Source organism: Streptomyces sp. NBC_01003, assembly GCF_045162695.1.
GTDB lineage: Bacteria > Actinomycetota > Actinomycetes > Streptomycetales > Streptomycetaceae > Streptomyces.
On sequence record NZ_CP108707.1, the window covers coordinates 9,314,855 to 9,332,714 of the forward strand.

13 protein-coding genes are annotated in these 17,860 nt (G+C 68.9%); 9 read left to right on the plus strand and 4 right to left on the minus strand.

Features of this window, described 5'->3' with window-relative positions; translation table 11 throughout:
* Positions 1–46: 46 nt before the first annotated feature.
* Positions 47–757 carry an alpha/beta hydrolase gene (locus OG698_RS42805; RefSeq protein WP_406109552.1) on the minus strand — a complete coding sequence of 237 codons (711 nt, stop codon included), beginning with the start codon at positions 755–757 and terminating at the stop codon, positions 47–49.
* A 157-nt stretch (positions 758–914) separates the two neighbouring features.
* Between OG698_RS42805 and OG698_RS42810 the strand changes: the two genes are divergently transcribed.
* Positions 915–1,802: an oxygenase MpaB family protein gene (locus OG698_RS42810; RefSeq protein WP_406109553.1), complete on the plus strand. Its 888-nt coding sequence runs from the start codon at positions 915–917 to the stop codon at positions 1,800–1,802.
* Between the two features lie 36 nt (positions 1,803–1,838).
* On the opposite strand, the gene OG698_RS42815 is transcribed toward OG698_RS42810, so the two are convergent.
* On the minus strand, positions 1,839–4,145 hold the full coding sequence (locus tag OG698_RS42815) for a discoidin domain-containing protein (RefSeq protein ID WP_406109554.1): 2,307 nt from the start codon (positions 4,143–4,145) through the stop codon (positions 1,839–1,841).
* Positions 4,146–4,389: 244 nt separating this feature from the next.
* On the opposite strand from OG698_RS42815, the gene OG698_RS42820 reads away from it, so the two are divergent.
* Entirely contained in the window at positions 4,390–4,794 is a 405-nt protein-coding gene (locus tag OG698_RS42820) for an ACT domain-containing protein (RefSeq protein WP_406109555.1), read from the plus strand.
* A gap of 15 nt (positions 4,795–4,809) precedes the next feature.
* Here the strand turns inward: OG698_RS42820 and OG698_RS42825 are convergent, their stop codons facing one another.
* Entirely contained in the window at positions 4,810–6,093 is a 1,284-nt protein-coding gene (locus tag OG698_RS42825; protein WP_406109556.1) for an ROK family protein, read from the minus strand.
* A 189-nt stretch (positions 6,094–6,282) separates the two neighbouring features.
* On the opposite strand from OG698_RS42825, the gene OG698_RS42830 reads away from it, so the two are divergent.
* The 5 genes from OG698_RS42830 (at position 6,283) to OG698_RS42850 (ending at position 12,635) form a co-directional block, all read left to right on the plus strand.
* Entirely contained in the window at positions 6,283–7,596 is a 1,314-nt protein-coding gene (locus tag OG698_RS42830) for an ABC transporter substrate-binding protein (RefSeq protein ID WP_100594476.1), read from the plus strand.
* Positions 7,597–7,607: 11 nt separating this feature from the next.
* On the plus strand, positions 7,608–8,603 hold the full coding sequence (locus OG698_RS42835; RefSeq protein WP_406109557.1) for a carbohydrate ABC transporter permease: 996 nt from the start codon (positions 7,608–7,610) through the stop codon (positions 8,601–8,603).
* A gap of 34 nt (positions 8,604–8,637) precedes the next feature.
* Positions 8,638–9,477: a carbohydrate ABC transporter permease gene (locus OG698_RS42840; RefSeq protein WP_406111599.1), complete on the plus strand. Its 840-nt coding sequence runs from the start codon at positions 8,638–8,640 to the stop codon at positions 9,475–9,477.
* A 47-nt stretch (positions 9,478–9,524) separates the two neighbouring features.
* Positions 9,525–10,898 (plus strand): GH1 family beta-glucosidase, encoded by a 1,374-nt coding sequence (locus tag OG698_RS42845; RefSeq protein ID WP_406109558.1) that lies wholly within the window; start codon positions 9,525–9,527, stop codon positions 10,896–10,898.
* 129 nt (positions 10,899–11,027) lie between these two features.
* Positions 11,028–12,635 (plus strand): molybdopterin-dependent oxidoreductase, encoded by a 1,608-nt coding sequence (locus OG698_RS42850; protein WP_406111601.1) that lies wholly within the window; start codon positions 11,028–11,030, stop codon positions 12,633–12,635.
* Positions 12,636–12,684: 49 nt separating this feature from the next.
* On the opposite strand, the gene OG698_RS42855 is transcribed toward OG698_RS42850, so the two are convergent.
* Entirely contained in the window at positions 12,685–14,499 is a 1,815-nt protein-coding gene (locus OG698_RS42855; protein WP_406109559.1) for a coagulation factor 5/8 type domain-containing protein, read from the minus strand.
* A 376-nt stretch (positions 14,500–14,875) separates the two neighbouring features.
* Between OG698_RS42855 and OG698_RS42860 the strand changes: the two genes are divergently transcribed.
* A complete protein-coding gene (locus OG698_RS42860) occupies positions 14,876–15,967 on the plus strand; it encodes a DUF1996 domain-containing protein (protein WP_406109560.1) in 1,092 nt (363 codons plus the stop codon).
* 106 nt (positions 15,968–16,073) lie between these two features.
* Positions 16,074–17,822, plus strand: coding sequence for a discoidin domain-containing protein (locus OG698_RS42865; protein WP_406109561.1), 1,749 nt, complete (start codon positions 16,074–16,076; stop codon positions 17,820–17,822).
* The last annotated feature ends 38 nt before the right edge of the window (positions 17,823–17,860 follow it).

Here is a 17,860-nt window from a genome sequence, read left to right on the forward strand (position 1 = left end):
GGGAGTGGTGTCCGATGGCCTCCGCCGCCGGATCGGACGAAAGGCCCTAGACGGACCGCGCGACCGCCGCCACCACCTCGGCGGTCGCCTCGCCGAAGGCGCTGACGGAGGCATCGGCCACGCAGCGGCCCGCCACCGGGTTGTACACGCAGCCGAGCACCCCGGCGTGATCGGTGGTCTGTTCGCTGAGTGCGCAGTCCCAGCCGTGCGCGCGCAGCGCTTCGTGCATTTCCCGAGAGGACTCGACGGGGACGGCGGGGTCCTCCGTGCCGTGCACGAGCCGCACGGGCACACGTGCCGTGGCGCGCCCGAGCGCCTGGAGGGGCACGGCCCCCGTAGTGCGCGCCGGGCGCCGGTAGCCGCCCGCGATGCCGACGACCGCGGCGGGTGGCCTGCTGCTCGGGCCGCCGAAGTGGTCCGGGTCCAGGGCCACCCCGAAAGCGGCGCCCGCACCCGCCGACCAGCCGGCCACGACCAGCTGCCGGGACGGGCCGGCGAAGTCGTGGGCGAACCGCAACGAATCGGTGAGGTGCGCGCGGCCCTCGTCGGGGGTGTCCGAACGCCAGTCGGGGACGAGGACGGTGAGGCCCCGCTCGGCGATGCCCTGGGCCAGCGGGACCATCACGTCGCGCTCGTCGGACCCGATGCCGTGCCACAGAAGGACGCAAGGAGCTTCGGCCTGGGGCGAGTTGTGGATGTCGAGAGGCTTGTGCTCCCTGCCGGTGGGATAGGTCACGGTGCGGATCGCTGTGCTCAAGGCCGTTCCTCCGGGCCGCCGGAATGCTGCATCATGACCCCATCCTTGCCGCACCGCCGCCGCGCAGTCCCCCCGGGTGGCCGGGATGGATACACGCGACCTCCCGGACCGGGCGAAGTAGGCTGGATACGCGAATCCGAAGGGATGTCACGTCACCATGAGACTGACCGGGCCGGACAGCCGCGGGGTGCAGGAGCGGCTGGGAAAGAACCTCTTCGCCCGTGTCGCGGGCCCGGAGGGCCCCAGGAACCGCGTCCGTATCCACGAAGCCCCCGGACCGCGCTGGTTCGGCCCTGACCGCCCCATCCGCACGGTGCACGGGGACGCGTCCATGTTCATCGGCGGGCTCTCCGCCCTGCTGCTGCAGTCGCTCCACCCGCTCGCCATGGCCGCCGTGTCCGCCCACTCGGGCTTCCGCGGCGACCCATGGGGCAGGCTCCAGCGCACGAGCACCTTCCTGGCGATGACGACCTACGGCCCCGCCGACGGCGCGCGGGAAGCCTGCGACCAGGTGCGGGCTGTCCACGCGCGGGTGCGCGGGGTGACCGCGGAGGGCGAGGCGTACCACGCGGGGGATCCGGACCTGCTGGGCTGGGTCCACATCGCGGAGGTCGACAGCTTCCTGCGGGCTCATCAGCGGTACGGCGCCCAGCCGCTGACGGGCGACCAGTACGACGGCTACGTCGCCGACGCGGCGCGGGTCGCGACCGAGCTCGGCGTACTGGACCCGCCGACGAACCGGGCGGAGCTCGCCGAGCGGTTCACGGCGTACCGGGGTGAGTTGCGTGCGACCCCCGAGGCGCGCGGCGCCGCCCGCTTCCTTCTCCTGAACCCACCGGTGCCGCTGGTCGCCCGGCTTCCGTACGGCGTTCTGGCCGCGAACGCCGTTTCCCTGCTGCCCGGTTGGGCGGCAGCGGAACTGCGGCTGCCGCGGCTGCCGTTGGTCGACACCGTGGCCGTACGGCCGCTCGGTCGCGGCGTCACTTCGTTGGTGCGCTGGGCCATGGCCCCCAACCGTCCCCTACCGACCCCACCGGCGGGCTGACTCGGTGTCGATGGGGCCGGTCCTGGGCGTCCCGCACTATTGGCCCGTGTACGCCTCCAGTTCGGAGAGCTGGGCGGCGGGCCACCCGGTGTTGGCGGTGAAGGTGAGCCGTAGGTAGCGGGTCGGCGTCCCGGTCAGGGCGACCTCCGTCGTGTTGTCGCTGTTCGGGTTGAAGGTGTAGCCGGCGGACGCCTTGAGCGTCGTGAACGTGGAGTTGTCCGTGCTGCCCGACACGCCCAGCGTCTGCGTGCGGGTCGCCCACGCCGCCGCGGGCGGCAGCCTCAGGACGAGGCGCTTGACCGCTTTGGCGGATCCCAGATCGACGGTGATCGTCTGCGGGAACGCGTTGTTCGTGCTCTCCCAGTACGAGCCCGCGTCACCGTCCACCGCGTTCGTGGCCTGGTAGACGTCGGCGTGCCCGGATTCCGCGACCGGGCGTCCCTTGGCGAGGTTGCCCGGGTCGGACGGCGGATCGGTGGGCGGATCGGTCGGGTCGCCGCCGCCCTGCGGCACGCCGCCGTTGGTCCACACGGGGTCGGGCCACGTGCCGGTGCAGGCGGGCGGGTCCGCGTACCAGCCGGAGTTGGTGCCGGTGCGGGTGATCTGGAAGCCGCTGCCCACGCAGTTGTGGATGGGATTGCTCTGGGCGATGTGGGTGGCTGTCACGTTCTCGAAGGTGGCGGTGCCCGGCGCCTGGATCTGCAGGGCGTACGTGCCCGCCCCGTCGATGCGGATGTTCTTGAAGTGCAGGCCGTTGGTAGCGCCCTCGATGAGGTGGATCGCCGCGTAGGAGCTGTCGAGGACCTCGCTGTCGGTGATGTTCAGCGTCGCGTCGACGGGTTCGTTGAGGCCGCTGAACCAGATCGCGCCGACGCCGAAGCGCCAGTTGAAGTCGTTGTTGCCCGCGCGGATCAGCGTATTGCGCGCCGCGGTGATCGTGCCCGAAACCGCCGTACCCTGACCGGAGTTGACACCCGGATAGCGGTTGGCGATGTGCAGGCCGCCGCCATTGGTGACGGTGTCGGACATGACGTTGTCCGACAGGACGATGTCCTTGCCGCCGTACGTGACGATGTTGTTCGCGAGGATCGGCAGGATCACGGTGTTGAACGTGAACTTGTCGGCGACGTTGGGCTTCGCCTCCGCCCACATCGCCAGGCCGTCGTCGCCCGTGTTGCGGACGAAGGTGTGGGTGACGGTCGAGTTCGTGACCCCTTGGTGGAAGTTCACACCGTCGGCCGTCTGGTCGAGGATGCGGCTGTTCTTGATGGTGAGATTGTCCATCGGGCCGTCCATCCAGGCGCCGCACTTGGTGTGCTGCATCCAGACGTTGTCGACGGTGGAGTCGGACATTGCGCCGCCGATGGCGTTGACCTGGTCGTTGTCGACGCGCTCGCGGATGTCGCCGATGATGGCGAAGTCCTTGAGGGTGACGCCGCTGCTGCCGCCCTGCGCCGCGTACTTGCCGTAGACACCGACCGCCTTGCTGCGGTCCGAAGGGTCACGTCCGGTGAGGACGCTGTACCAGGGGCCCGCGCCCCGCAGGGTCACCTTGTCCACCACGATGTGGTCGCGGACCTGGAAGGTGCCTTCGGGGATGTAGACCTCCTTGTTCTGCGCCTTGCCCGCGTCGACGGCCGCCTGGATCCTGGCAGTCGAGTCCGCGGCGCCGGTGGGGTCCGCGCCGAAGTCGCCGACGACGTCCAGCGCGCCGGCCGGTTTGCCGGTCGGCGCCGCGACCTGCTCGAAGTCCGCGAGGTCGACGGTGAACGAGGGCGAGTCCGAGACCGAGGCGACCTGGAGCCTGATCTTCGTGCCGACGGGCAGCGTCGAGCCGAGCAGGGTCCGGGTCTCGTCGTAGAAGTGGTGCGGGTTGGTGTCGCCCGGGTTGTTGTTGAACGGGTAACCCCCGTAGTACCAGCCGTACTTGGAGGTGACGGGGACGCTCTTGAGCTGGTTGCCGTTGACCTTGAGGTCGATCGACGCGTCCCGGCCGGTGCCCGCCGCGTTGTCCGGGAGCGAGTAGCGGAACGACATCGCGTTCGCCGGGGCGGTGAGGGTGAACTCGACGTACTCGCCGACGGCGTCCAGCGTGACCGCCTGACGGCCGGACGCCTCCGAGGGCAGCTTGCCGTAGATGCGGTCCGGGCCGATCAACGAACCGTTGGTGGCGGCGTATTCGGCCTCCTGCTCCTTGAAGGGGACGGCCGCGCCGCGGTCCTTGACGTCGAGCGGGGAGGGGGCCTGGACCGCTGCGGCCCTGGCAGCGGGGGCGGAGGTGGAGAGCGCGACGGCGGTGGCCGTTCCTGACACCGTCAGCGCCGTGACTAATGACGTGAACATGCCATGTCTGAGCGGATGACTTCTCGGGGGGTGCACCACGGAAGGGGTCCTTGTCGCTCGTGGGAACACTGCGAACGCTCAGAGGCTAGGGCGCCCGATGGGCTGATCGCCATAAGTGTGCGCAAGATTTTGATATAGACATGAAAATCTGCGACATCGACTGGCAAGAAGACGCGAGGGGATTCTGTGAGGGGGCGTGACCTCAGGGTGTGCGCGAGGGGGCGGTCCGCCTACCCTGGTGATCATGAGTGGTGAGAGGGATCTGCGGACCCTGTTGAGCGGCATGCGGCCGGAGCTGAACCCGGGGCGCTATGTCTTCACCACCGTCGACGGCGCGATTCCGCCCGGCGTCACCCCCGTGGTGACCGTCGCCGAGAGGGAGGCCCTGACGCTGGTGGTCCCGCTGGAGGAGGCGGACGCGGCAGGGCTCGGCCACGACTACGTGGCGGGGTGGATCACCCTGCGCGTCCACTCGGCGCTGGAGGCCGTGGGCCTGACCGCGGCCGTCGCCCAGGAACTCGCCACCGCGGAACTGAGCTGCAACGTCGTGGCCGGGTTCCACCATGACCACCTCTTCGTCCCCCACGAGCGGGCGGAAGAGGCGGTGGCGCTGCTGGAAGACCTTGCGCGCCGGTCGGCCACCGCGTGACGAAGCCGGCTCGGGTCACCCGAGAACGCGACCCTCAAGTGCCGTACGCCACGCGGGCGGTGTCGGTTCCTGGGCCGGGGTGTCCCGTCGGCCGCCGCGGGCGAAGAAGTCCTCCAGGGGAAGGGTCGCCGCACCGACGGTGACCGCGTCGGGGCCCAGCTTGCCCAGTTCGATGGTGGCCCTTCCGGCCGGGTAGGAGAGGGCGTACTTCGTGGTGTGCTTCCGGACGTCGTCGAGGAAGCGGGAGCCGAACTGGAGCCCGGCCCAGCCGCCGATCAGGATGCGCTCGGGCTGGAAAAGGTTGATCAGGTCGGACAGTCCGGCGCCCAGGTACTCGGCCGTCTTCGCCATCACCTCGTATGCCACCGGGTCGGGCTCGGTCCCGTCCGTCGGGCACGCGGCGGCGAGCAGCGCCGTCAACTGGGTCTCCTCGTCGACTCCTCGGGGCGGCTGCCCGCCGGCCTCGCGCCACCGTTCCAGTACGGACTCGGCCCCCGCATACGCCTCCAGGCAGCCCGGCGCGCCGCACCGGCACGTCCGCCCGCCGGCCTGCACCGTCAGATGGCCCCACTCCAGCGCCCGCCCCCTGCCGTCCGCGAAAAGGCAGGCGCCGACCCCGGTGCCGAAGAGCACGATCGCGGCGCTGCGCGCCCCGCGCCCGGCGCCGAACCACATCTCCGCCTGCCCGAGCGTCTTGGCACCGTTGTCGATGAAGTACGGGACTGTGGAGGGGAGTTGGGAGGAAGCCCGTAGCAGCGCCTCCAACGGGACCGCGTCCCAGCCGATCGTCTGGCAGTGGACGACGGCCCCGGACTCGGGGACCCGCTCGACGACACCGGGAACGCCGATCCCGATCCCGAGAAGGTCGTCCGCCGGCACGCCGGCCTCGGAGAGGACCTGCTCGATGCCGCTTCGGATGTGTTCCACGACAACGGCGACGTCGTAGCCGTCGCCCGTCAACGGGATGTCGGCACGGGCGAGTTCGGTGAGGGTCACGTCGAAGACCTCCACGCGGACGCGGGTCTCGCCGACGTCGATGCCTATCAGACTGCCGCTGTGCGGGCTGACGCGGAGCAGGATGCGCGGCCGGCCGCCGTCGGAGTCCAGGCTGCCGGCCTCTTCCACGAGCCCGTCGGCGGCGAGTTCGGCCACCACGTTGCTGACGGATCCTGAACTCAGTCCCGTGAGCGGTCCGAGCGCCTGGCGGCTCGTCGGGCCGTCGAAATACAACTGTTGCAGTATCGCTGCTCGATTGGCCCTGCGCAGGTCACTCACCGTGCGTCTGCTCCGCCGATCCATCTGGGCTCCTTCCTGACCTGCGACAGACGCAAGGTACCCCTGCCCAAACCCTTGACGCGACCTTTCCGCGCGGTTTAACTCACAGCCTAAATTAAGTCGTGGGTGACTTCAGGAACTGAACGCCGAGCGCTTCGGCCTGCAGACCCGCGCCCCGGCTTGGACGCTCCTGAGGAAGGGACACCTGGAGCCATGCAAAGAATTCGAGCACTCGCCAGTAGCGCGGTCGTCGTCTCCCTGCTGGCCGCTGCGACCGCCTGCGGCGGGGGTTCATCCGACGAGGGATCGAACGAGTCGCCCAAGACCCTGACCTACTGGGCGTCCAACCAGGGGCCGAACGTCGAGGCGGACAAGAAGATCCTCCAGCCCGAACTCGACAAGTTCGAGAAGCAGACCGGCATCAAGGTCAAGCTGGAGGTCGTCCCCTGGTCCGACCTGCTCACCCGCATCCTCACGGCGACCACCTCGGGTGAGGGCCCCGACGTCCTCAACATCGGCAACACCTGGTCGTCCTCGCTCCAGGCGACCGGCGCCCTCGTCCCGTGGGACCAGAAGAACTTCGACAAGATCGGCGGCAAGGACCGCTTCGTGGAGTCGGCGCTCGGCTCGACCGGCGCGCAGGGCAAGGACCCGGCCGCCGTACCGCTCTACTCGATGGCGTACGCCCTGTACTACAACAAGGCGATGTTCAAGGAAGCCGGCATCACCGAGCCGCCGAAGACCTGGGACGAACTCACCGCGGACGGCGCGAAGATATCCAAGGGCGGCAAGTGGGGACTCGGCGCCGAGGGCTCCAACCTCTCCAACAACATCCACCAGGTGTTCGTCCTCGCCAAGCAGCACGGCGGCGACTTCTTCACCGCGGACGGCAAGGCCGACTTCACCAACGACGCGGCGGTCGCGGCCGTCAAGCAGTACGTCGACATGATGGCCACGAACAAGATCATCGCGCCCGGCAACGCCGAGTACGCGAAGAACCAGTCCCTCAGCGACTTCTCCAAGGGCAAGACCGCCATGGTCCTGTGGCAGGCCGCGGCCACCACGTTCAAGTCGCAGGGCATGCAGGACGACGAGTGGGGCGTCGCCCCGGTGCCGGTCCAGTCGGGTGCGCCCGGCGCGGGCAAGGCCACCAACTCGATGGTGGCGGGCATCAACCTCGCCGTCTTCAAGAACACGAAGAACATCGACGGCTCCATGAAGTTCGTGAAGTTCATGACCAGCGACGCCGAGCAGAAGCTGCTCTGCAAGACCTACGGCTCCATCCCGCCGGTCAAGGCCGCCCAGAGCGACCCGGCGTTCGACCGGCCCGAGCTCAAGGTGCTGCGCGAGACCCTCGCGACCAGCGCCACCGCGCTGCCCCAGGTGTCGGACGAGTCCCAGTTCGAGACCTCTGTCGGCACCGCCGTCAAGAACCTCTTCGCCCAGGCGGCGAACGGCAAGAAGCTCTCCACGGCTGACGTCAAGGCCGAGCTGACCAAGGCTCAGCAGCAGATGGCCAGTCAGTGAGTGATGTGCCCATGACCACCATCGTGAACTCCCCGAAGGGGGATCCGGCGGTGCGTGAGGACACTCCCGGGGCGACGCGCAAGCCGCGCCGCCCCGGGCGCATCCGCCGCCTGGGACTTCCGTACCTGCTGTTGCTCCCCGCGCTGCTGCTCGAACTCCTCGTACACCTGCTGCCGATCGCCATCGGGTTCTTCATGGCGTTCAAGGAGCTGACCCAGTTCTATCTGCGGGACTGGGGCGCCGCTCCCTGGGCCGGCCTCGGCAACTTCCACATGGCCGTCGACTTCAACGCACCCGTCGGAAAGGCCCTGCTCCACTCGTTCTGGATCACCTGCGTCTTCACGCTCATGTCGGTCGGCCTGTGCTGGCTCCTCGGCACGGCGGCGGCCGTCTTCATGCAGGAGACGTTCACCGGCCGCGGCTTCCTGCGCACCCTGTTCCTGGTGCCGTACGCGCTGCCCGTCTACGCGGCCGTGATCACCTGGGCGTTCATGTTCCAAAGGGACAACGGCCTGGTCAACCACGTGCTCCACGACCAGCTGGGCCTCACCGGCGGGCATCCCTTCTGGCTCATCGGCGACAACAGCTTCTTCGCACTGCTGACCGTCTCGGTGTGGAAGGGCTGGCCGTTCGCCTTCCTGATCGTGATGGCCGGGCTCCAGAACATTCCCAAGGAGCTCTACGAGGCCGCCGCCATGGACGGCGCGGGCATCTGGCAGCAGATCCGGCGCATCACCATTCCCTCGCTGCGCCCGGTCAACCAGGTGCTCGTACTCGTCCTGTTCCTGTGGACGTTCAACGACTTCAACACACCGTTCGTGCTGTTCGGGCGGGCGGCGCCCGAGGCGGCCGACCTCATCTCCGTGCACATCTACCAGTCGTCCTTCGCCACCTGGAACTTCGGCACGGGCGCCGCCATGTCCGTACTCCTGCTGCTGTTCCTGCTCCTGGTGACGGGGATCTACCTGGTGCTCACCTCACGAGGGAGGAAGGTCTCCCGTGGCTAGCCCCACCGTGTCCCGCGGAGCTCCGCGCTCGCCGATGGCGTCCCCGCGCTCCTTCATCTGGTCCCGCCGGATCTTCCTGACCCTGCTCACGGGCTTCGTCCTGCTGCCCGTCTACGTCATGATCTCCAGCTCGCTCAAACCGCTGGAGGACGTGTCGGGCAAGTTCCGCTGGATGCCCAGCGGGCTCACCATCCGGCCCTACTTCGAGATCTGGAAGACCGTCCCGCTGGCGAAGTACTTCCTGAACTCGCTGATCGTCGCCGGCGCCGCCACGGTCTGCTCCGTCGTGATCGCCGTCTTCGCCGCCTACGCGGTCAGCCGCTACCAGTTCCGCGGCAAGCGCGTCTTCACGGTGACGGTCCTGTCGACGCAGATGTTCCCCGGCATCCTCTTCCTGCTGCCGCTGTTCCTCATCTACGTCAACATCGGCCAGTCCACCGGGATCGCCCTGTTCGGCTCACGCGGCGGACTGATCCTCACCTATCTCACGTTCTCCCTGCCCTTCTCGATCTGGATGCTCATCGGGTACTTCGAATCGGTCCCGAGGGACCTGGACGAGGCCGCGATGGTGGACGGCTGCGGGCCGCTCAAGGCGCTGTTCCGCGTCGTCGTCCCGGCGGCGATCCCCGGCATCGTCGCGGTCGCCGTGTACGCCTTCATGACCGCCTGGGGAGAAGTGCTCTTCGCGTCCGTCCTGACGACCGACACCACCCGCACCCTCGCCGTCGGCCTCCAGAACTACTCCACCCAGAACGACGTGTACTGGAACCAGATCATGGCCGCCTCACTCGTCGTGAGCATCCCCGTGGTCGCCGGATTCCTGCTGCTCCAGCGCTACCTCGTCGCCGGTCTGACCGCCGGGGCCGTGAAGTGAGCACTGCACCGGACCGTGCCGCCGACCCCTCGCCCGAAAGGACGTCAGTGTCCAAGCCCATCGACTTCGCCGCTCTCCCGAAGGACTTCGCCTGGGGCACGGCCACCTCCGCCTACCAGATCGAGGGAGCCGTCGCCGAGGACGGCCGCGCCCCGTCGATCTGGGACACCTTCTCGCACACCCCCGGCAAGGTCGACAACGACGACCACGGGGACGTCGCCTGCGACCACTACCACCGCTGGCGCGAGGACATCGCGCTGATGAAGCAGCTCGGCACCAACGCCTACCGGCTCTCGCTGGCGTGGCCGCGGATCGTGCCCGGCGGCGACGGCCCCGTCAACGCCAAGGGTCTCGACTTCTACGACCAGTTGATCGACGGCCTCCTCGAAGCCGGCATCGAGCCGTCCGTCACCCTCTACCACTGGGACCTCCCGCAGACCCTCCAGGACCGGGGCGGCTGGCCCGAGCGCGACACGGCGAAGCACTTCGCCGACTACGCCACCGTCGTCGCCGAACGCTTCGGCGACCGCGTCACCCAGTGGGCCACCCTCAACGAACCTCTGTGCTCGGCCTGGATCGGCCACCTCGAAGGCCGCATGGCCCCCGGCATCACCGACCTCACCGCCGCCGTCCGCGCCTCCTACCACCTGCTGCTCGGCCACGGCCTCGCCACCCAGGCGATCCGCGGCGCGGCACCCGACGCGCGCATCGGCATCGTCAACAACCTCTCCACCGTCCAGGCCGCCACCGACCGGCCCGAGGACGTCGCAGCGGCCCACCGCATGGACGGCCACACCAACCGATGGTGGCTCGACCCCGTCCACGGCCGCGGCTTCCCCGCCGACATGCGGGACGTCTACGGGGTCGAACTCCCCGAGCAGGCAGGGGACTTGGAGACGATCGCCGCCCCGCTCGACTGGCTCGGCCTGAACTACTACATGCCGGCCGTCGTCGCCGACGACCCCACCGGACCCGCCCCGCACGCCCGCGAGGTGCGCCGCCTCGGCGTCCCGCGCACCGGCATGGACTGGGAGATCGACGCGAGCGGCATCGAGACCCTGCTCCTGCGCCTCACCCACGAGTACGGCGCCCGCAAGCTCTACGTCACCGAGAACGGCTCCGCCTTCCCCGATGTCGTACGGCCCGACGGATCCGTCGACGACCCCGGACGCACCGAGTACCTGGAGGGCCACCTCGCGGCCTGCGCCTCCGCCGCCCGCAAGGGGGCACCGCTCGCGGGTTACTACGCCTGGTCCCTCCTGGACAACTTCGAGTGGGCCTACGGCTACGACAAGCGCTTCGGCCTCGTCCACGTCGACTACAAGACGCAGCGACGCACCATCAAGGGCAGCGGCCACCGCTACGCGGACATCGTCCGCAGGCACCGGCAGGGGAGGGGACTCAGGGGCAACGCGGCCTGACGCGTTCCCGCGGCTTTTGCGCCCGTACGCTCACGCATGTCCGCTTGAATGCGTGCGGTATCGCCTACAGCATGGTCGGGCTGACGAAGCTCGAGGGTGCGGCGCACAGGCCGCGAGGAAGGTTTCCCCATTTCTGGAGCGGGCGAGAACCGGAATTTCTGGGGGCGGCGCGCTGCACGGCGGCGCGCACTCCTCGGCGCGCTGAGCGGACTGCTGGCTTGTTACGCGGCCCTGGCCGCCGCCGAACTGGCTGCGGCGGTCACCCGTCCCCAGGCGAGCCCTGTGGTGGCGGTGGGAGGCGCGGCGATCGACCGCACGCCGACCGCCGTCAAGGACTGGGCGATCCGGAATTTCGGTACGAGTGACAAGCTCGTTCTGCAGCTCGGCATCGTCGCCGTGCTGTCCCTCCTCGCCGTGGTCCTGGGCCTCGTCGCCACCCGCCACCGCCGCGCCGGATCGGCCGGCGTCCTGATCTTCGGCGTGATCGGCGCACTCGCGGCCACCACCCGCCCCGACTCGACGAGCATCGCCGACGCGGTGCCGTCCGTCGTCGGCGCACTGGTGGGTGCCTGGCTCCTGTACGCGCTCACCGGCCGCGCGCGGACCACGCTGACCGAGGAGCCGCCCGAGGGCAGCACCGAACCCGGATGGGACCGGCGAGGGTTCATCACACTCGCGACGACCGCCGCAGTCGTCTCCACCGCCGCCGGACTGCTGGCCCGGGCCTCACGCGGCACGCAGGACGAGAACGCCGTGGGCTCACGCAACGGCGTCAAGCTGCCCGTTCCGGCGTCACCGGGCAAACCCACCCCGGCGGGCGCCCAGTTGGCGATCCCCGGCATCGGCGCGTTCACCACTCCGAACAAGGACTTCTACCGGGTCGACACCGCGCTGGTGGTCCCCATGGTGGACGCCATGAAATGGCGGCTGCGGATCCACGGCAAGGGCGTCACCCGCCCCGTCACCCTGACCTTCGACGACCTGCTGCGAAGGCCGCTCATCGAACGCGCCATCACGCTCACCTGCGTATCGAACGAGGTCGGCGGCGCCCTGATCGGCAACGCCCGCTGGATCGGCGTACGCCTCGCCGACGTGCTCGCCGAGAACGGCGTCCGGCCCCCGTCGAAGGGCGGTCCCGCGGACCAGCTGGTCGCCCGCTCCGTCGACGGCATGACGATCGGCAGCCTGGTCGAGGACATCATGGACGGGCGCGACTCGATACTGGCTCTGGGGATGAACGGTCAGCCCCTGCCGTTCGCCCACGGCTTCCCTGTGCGCATGCTCGTCCCGGGTCTGTACGGCTACGTGTCGGCCTGCAAGTGGATCGAGGACATCGAGCTCACCACCTTCGCCGACTACGACGCGTACTGGGTGAAGCGGAGCTGGGCCCAGCAGGCGCCCATCAAGACGGAGTCCCGCATCGACACCCCCAAGCCCTTCGTGAACCGCAAGGCCGGCACGGTCATGGTCGCGGGGGTGGCCTGGGCGCAGCATCGCGGGATCGAGAAGGTCGAGGTCCGTGTCGACGACGGGCCGTGGGAGCGGGCCACGCTCGCGGCGGAGGACACCCGCGACACCTGGCGCCAGTGGTCCTACCCCTGGCAGGCGACCTCGGGAGGGCACCGCCTGACGGTCCGCGCGACCGATGGCACGGGCCGGACACAGACGGCGCAGCGCGCCGACCCCGTACCGGACGGGGCAAGCGGCTACCACTCGATTCAGGTGGAGATCGGCTGACGGCCGTGCAGGGCGACGGGCCGTGGTCCGTCGCCCTGCACGGGTGAGGTCAGGGGTACGAGACCACGGTCGAGGGCACCGTGGACGTGCCGGACGTGGCGCCGCCGATGTCGTTGATGACGTGCTCGTACTGGCCCTGGCCACCCAGCGACACGACGAGCAGGTCGTGGAACTTCACCCCGGACGTGTTGGGCGCCGCGAAGCCGTGGTCCTGGCGGATGGTGTTGTCCGCCGTGTAGTTGCAGTAGCTCCCCAGGCCCCAACCCTCGTGCGTGGTCACGGAGTCGGCGACCTTGTACGCGGCGAAGCCCTTGACGTTGCCGTCCTGGACGGCGGCCTGGTTCGGGGCGTCGTACGCCTTCTCGTTCTGGAAGAAGATCGTGCGGCCGCGCTGGCCGGCCCAGTACACGTCGTACTTGTTGAAGTGCTCGACGAACAGGCCGGTGGCCAGTACGTCGTCGCCGTTGACGCGCACGCCGTAGTCGGCGCGGTTGGTCTCCCAGCCGACGCCGTCACCGTGGTCGGCGCGCCAGACCCACGTGTGGTCGATGATCGTGTGCCGGCTGTTGACGACGATGCTGGTGGTGGCCTTTCCGGGGCCCGCGCCGCCGATCCGTACGAAGACGTCCTGGACGGTGACGGGGTTGGCAGAGTGGTCGGCGGACGCTCCGGAAGGCCCGACTTCCAGCAGGGTCTGCGAGTTGACCGCGCCCGCGTCGATCAGGAATCCGGCCAGGCGCACACCGTCGACGTCGCCGACCTTCACCGCGGTGACACCGTTGTCCGGGATGAGGGTGGCGTATCCGAGGCCGAGTACGACGGCGTTCGCGCGGTTCACCTCTATGGCCGCGTCGAGGTGGTAAATCCCGGGCGCGAGAAGGAGGTTGAGGCCCTGGTCGAGCGCCGCGTTGAGGGTGGCGGCGGTGACGCCCGGCTTCGCCACGTAGAACTGGGTGAGTGCGAGAGAGGTGCCGCGGGGCGTGCCGCTGCCCCAGGTGGTCCCGCGCGCGTCGGTGCGCTTCTCGGGCAGGAAGACCTTGTAGTCGGCGCCGTCGAGGTACAGGAAGGGCTTCTCGCGGGAGACCGGGGTCGTGTTGAGCGTGGTGTAGGGCGGGTCCGGGAAGCTCTGCGCGGGGGCGCCCTCGACGCCGGAGAACACCATGTTCCAGACGGCGTTGGTCCAGCCGCCGACAGAACTGTCGCGGGTGTACCACTGCTGCTGCGAGTAGGGCCCGACGGTGCCGTCGATGCGGCTGTCGGCGATGTAGCCGCCGCTGGCCCAGCCGTAGCCGTCGGGGGCGAGATTGAGGCCGCCCCTCACGTGCATGCGGCGGAACGGCGCGGCCTGTGCGACGGCCCAGCGATTGGTGCCGTTGACGGGGGTGAGGGCGAGGTTCTCGGCGGAGCGCCAGAAATTCTGGGTGGCGTTGCCGTTGAACCAGCCGGCGTCGACCGTGACGTCGCCGTTGATCGCGGTGTCGTCGGGGGACAGGCCGAGTCCGGCGATCGAGGTGTAGAAGCCGAGTTGGGCGTTGAGGCCGTTGTACGTACCGGGCTTGAACAGGAACGCGTAGCGGCCGGAGCCGAACTGTGCGGACTCCTGCTGCTTGAAGATCTCGTCCAGCTTGGCCTGGATGCCGGGCGTGGAAGGGTCGAACACGATCACGTTGGGGCCCAGGTCGCCGCCGCCGGGCAGGGCGTCGGCGGCAGGCCTCGCGGAGGCGGGCGATCCGACTGCGAGGAGGCCGGGAACGGTGGCCGCGGTCGCCGCCATGACGCCGAGAACGGTCCGGCGCGAGGGGGAGACGGGACCGGCGGCGGGCGAACTGGACGTCGTTGAGCGGTCCGTGGGGGGCGTGAGCATAGGGGCGACTCTCCTAGTTCAGAAATTGAACGAATGAGGGGGGTGGGAGCGCTCTCTTGCGGTCGAATGCTTCATCTGTGTGAACGTTGCGTCAAGACTTAAATCCAGAATCGTTGAAATTAGTGGCGGGCATGTGTCAGTTGGGGCTGGAGCCGCGACGCCTCGCTACCTGACGTCACCCAACACCCCCTGAAAGAAGAGGCGTTGACAGTCTCTTGACAGTCTCGCGCCACTGCCGCAACACTCCGACTCGGAGAGCGCTCTCCCAGCGCCCCGCTCCATGAGGGCGCTCCGCTCCGCGGGTGGCCGTGTGACGCAGGACCTGCGCCGGCCGCCCACCCCCCACCCATCCATGCCGATGTGGCAGGAGGTCTCCATGGCACGGAGATCGAAGATCGTTTCAGGGTTACTGATGACCGGCGCGCTGATGGTGACGTCGCTCGGTGTGGGCGGTATGGCGTTGAACGCCAACGCCGCTCAGGAGACGCAGAGTTCAGGGTCGACGTCCGCAGCGCACACGAGCCACGTGATGGCAGCGTCCACCCTCGCTTCGGCGGAGGACCCGGACGGCGACGGATACATCCCCGCCGATCCACCGGTGACCGGCGTGGAACCCTCCACGAAGGAGCCGCCGCACCGCTACTTCCACGAGTTCCAGGCGCACTGCACGGTGACCCACACCCGGCCGGACGACCCCATCGTCTATCCGGGGCAGCCCGGCAAGTCCCACGACCACACCTTCATGGGCAACACGACGACCGACGCCAACAGCACCACGGCCTCCCTCGACGCGGGGTCCACCACGTGTCTGGCCCCCGGCGACAAGTCCGGGTACTGGATGCCCACGATGCTCAACGGGGACAAGCCCGTGCTCCCGGTCGGCGAGCAGACCATCTACTACAAGGCCGGAGTCACCGACTACACGAGTGTCCGCCCCTTCCCGAAGGGGCTGCGGTTCGTGGTCGGCAGCCCGATGCAGACCGCCCAGGAGTTCCGCGACCACCGCGGCTTCGTCGAGGGATGGGAGTGCGGCACCAGCTACTTCAACGTGGACTTCCCCAAGGACTGCCCCACCACCGCAGACACCCAGCTCAACATCCGCTTCCAGGCGCCCAGTTGCTGGGACGGCAAGTATCTCGACACACCGGACCACAAGAGCCACATGGCCTACCCGGTCGTCGTGCCCGGCACCAACAACAACGCCTGCCCGGCCGACCACCCCGTCGCCCTGCCGATGATCGAGTTCAAGATGGCCTTCCCGGTCAACGGTGACCTCTCACAGCTCAGACTCGCCAGCGGCCCGAGCTACTCCTTCCACTACGACTTCTTCAACGCGTGGGACGCCCCGACGCTGAAGGCGCTGGTGGACCACTGCGTCGTCGGCGGACTCCAGTGCGATCCCCGCGGCTACGACCAGAGCCACCCCGAGGCCGGGGCCGCCCTCGACGAGAACTACGAACTGCCCTGACCCAGGCGCTCCCCGGGCCGGGCCGACCGCTGCCTGCCGCCCCGGCCCGGGAACCGTACACACGCGTCGCACCCCCTTCACCCCCACATCCAGGGAGAGAACGACCATGCAGAGATCCCGCACATCCCGCCGTCGTCTCATGGCTCCCCTCACCGCGGGACTGCTCGCTGCCGGTGCACTGTCGCTCCCGGCCCAGCAGGCGCAGGCCGCCGGCAGCGTCGTGAAGGTCACCGGTTCACAGGGCGACTGGCAGTTGACCGTCGACGGCTCTCCGTACCAGATCAAGGGGTTGACCTGGGGGCCGTCCGTGGCCGACGCCGACACATACATGCCGGATCTGCGGTCCATGGGCGTCAACACCATCCGCACCTGGGGGACGGACGCCTCCAGCAAGCCGCTGTTCGACTCGGCGGCGGCCCACGGCATCAAGGTGATCGCGGGCTTCTGGCTCCAGCCCGGCGGTGGCCCGGGCAGCGGCGGCTGCGTCAACTACCTCACGGACACCGACTACAAGAACAAGATGCTCGACGAGTTCCCCAAGTGGGTCGACACCTACAAGGACAACCCGGGCGTCCTCATGTGGAACGTCGGCAACGAGTCCGTGCTCGGCCTGCAGAACTGCTACGGCGGCGACGAACTGGAGAAGCAGCGCGACGCCTACACCACCCTCGTCAACGACATCACCAAGAAGATCCACGCGGTCGACCCCGACCACCCCGTCACCTCGACCGACGCCTGGGTCGGCGCCTGGCCCTACTACAAGAAGAACGCCCCCGACCTCGATCTCTACGCGGTCAACTCCTACAACGCCGTTTGTGACATCAAGTCGGCCTGGGAGCAAGGTGGTTACACCAAGCCGTACATCGTGACCGAGACCGGCCCCGCGGGCGAGTGGGAGGTCCCCGACGATGCCAACGGCGTCCCCGCCGAGCCGGCCGACCAGGCCAAGGCCGACGGCTACACCAAGGCGTGGGGCTGCGTCACCGGCCACAAGGGCGTCGCCCTGGGCGCCACCATGTTCCACTACGGCACGGAGTACGACTTCGGAGGCATCTGGTTCAACCTGCTGCCCGCAGGCCAGAAGAGACTCTCCTACTACGCCGTGAAGAAGGCCTACGGCGCCGACACGTCGCACGACAACACCCCGCCCGTCATCTCCGAGATGAACGTCGAGGGCGACGCCGCCAAGGTCCCCGCCGGCGGGAATCTGACGCTGGCGACCAGGGCCACGGACCCCGACGGCGACCAGATCTCGTACGAGGTTCTGACCAACAGCAACTACATCGACGCGAGCAAGCAGCTCACGCCGGTGCCGTTCACCGACCTGGGCGGCGGCAGGTTCAAGGTCACCGCGCCGGACAGGCCGGGGGTCTGGAAGATCTATGTGAAGGCGACCGACGGCAAGGGCAACGTGGGCGTCGAGACCCGCTCGGTCCGCGTCGTGCCGCCGCCCGTCAATGGCACCGACATCGCCCTCGGCAAGCCCGCCACGGCGTCTTCGTACCAGCCCGGGAGCGGCGACTGCCCCTGCACCGCGGCGAACGCGTTCGACGGCAGGAACGACACGCGCTGGGCGAGCGACTGGAGCGACCCGCAGTGGCTCCAGGTCGACCTCGGTTCCCGCCAGTCCTTCAGTCACGTGCAGCTCAACTGGGAGACCTCGTACGCGAAGGCGTACACCATCCAGACCTCCGACGACGGCCAGAGCTGGCGGACCGTCCACGAGGAGTCGGCGGGCAACGGCGGGATCGACGACTTCGACGTCGACGGCACCGGCCGCTACGTCCGTGTCAACGGCACGGCGCGGGGCACCGGATACGGGTACTCGCTCTACGAGTTCGGCGTCTACAACTGAGCCGGTCGCACGGGACCCATGAGAGGGAGAGCGCTCTA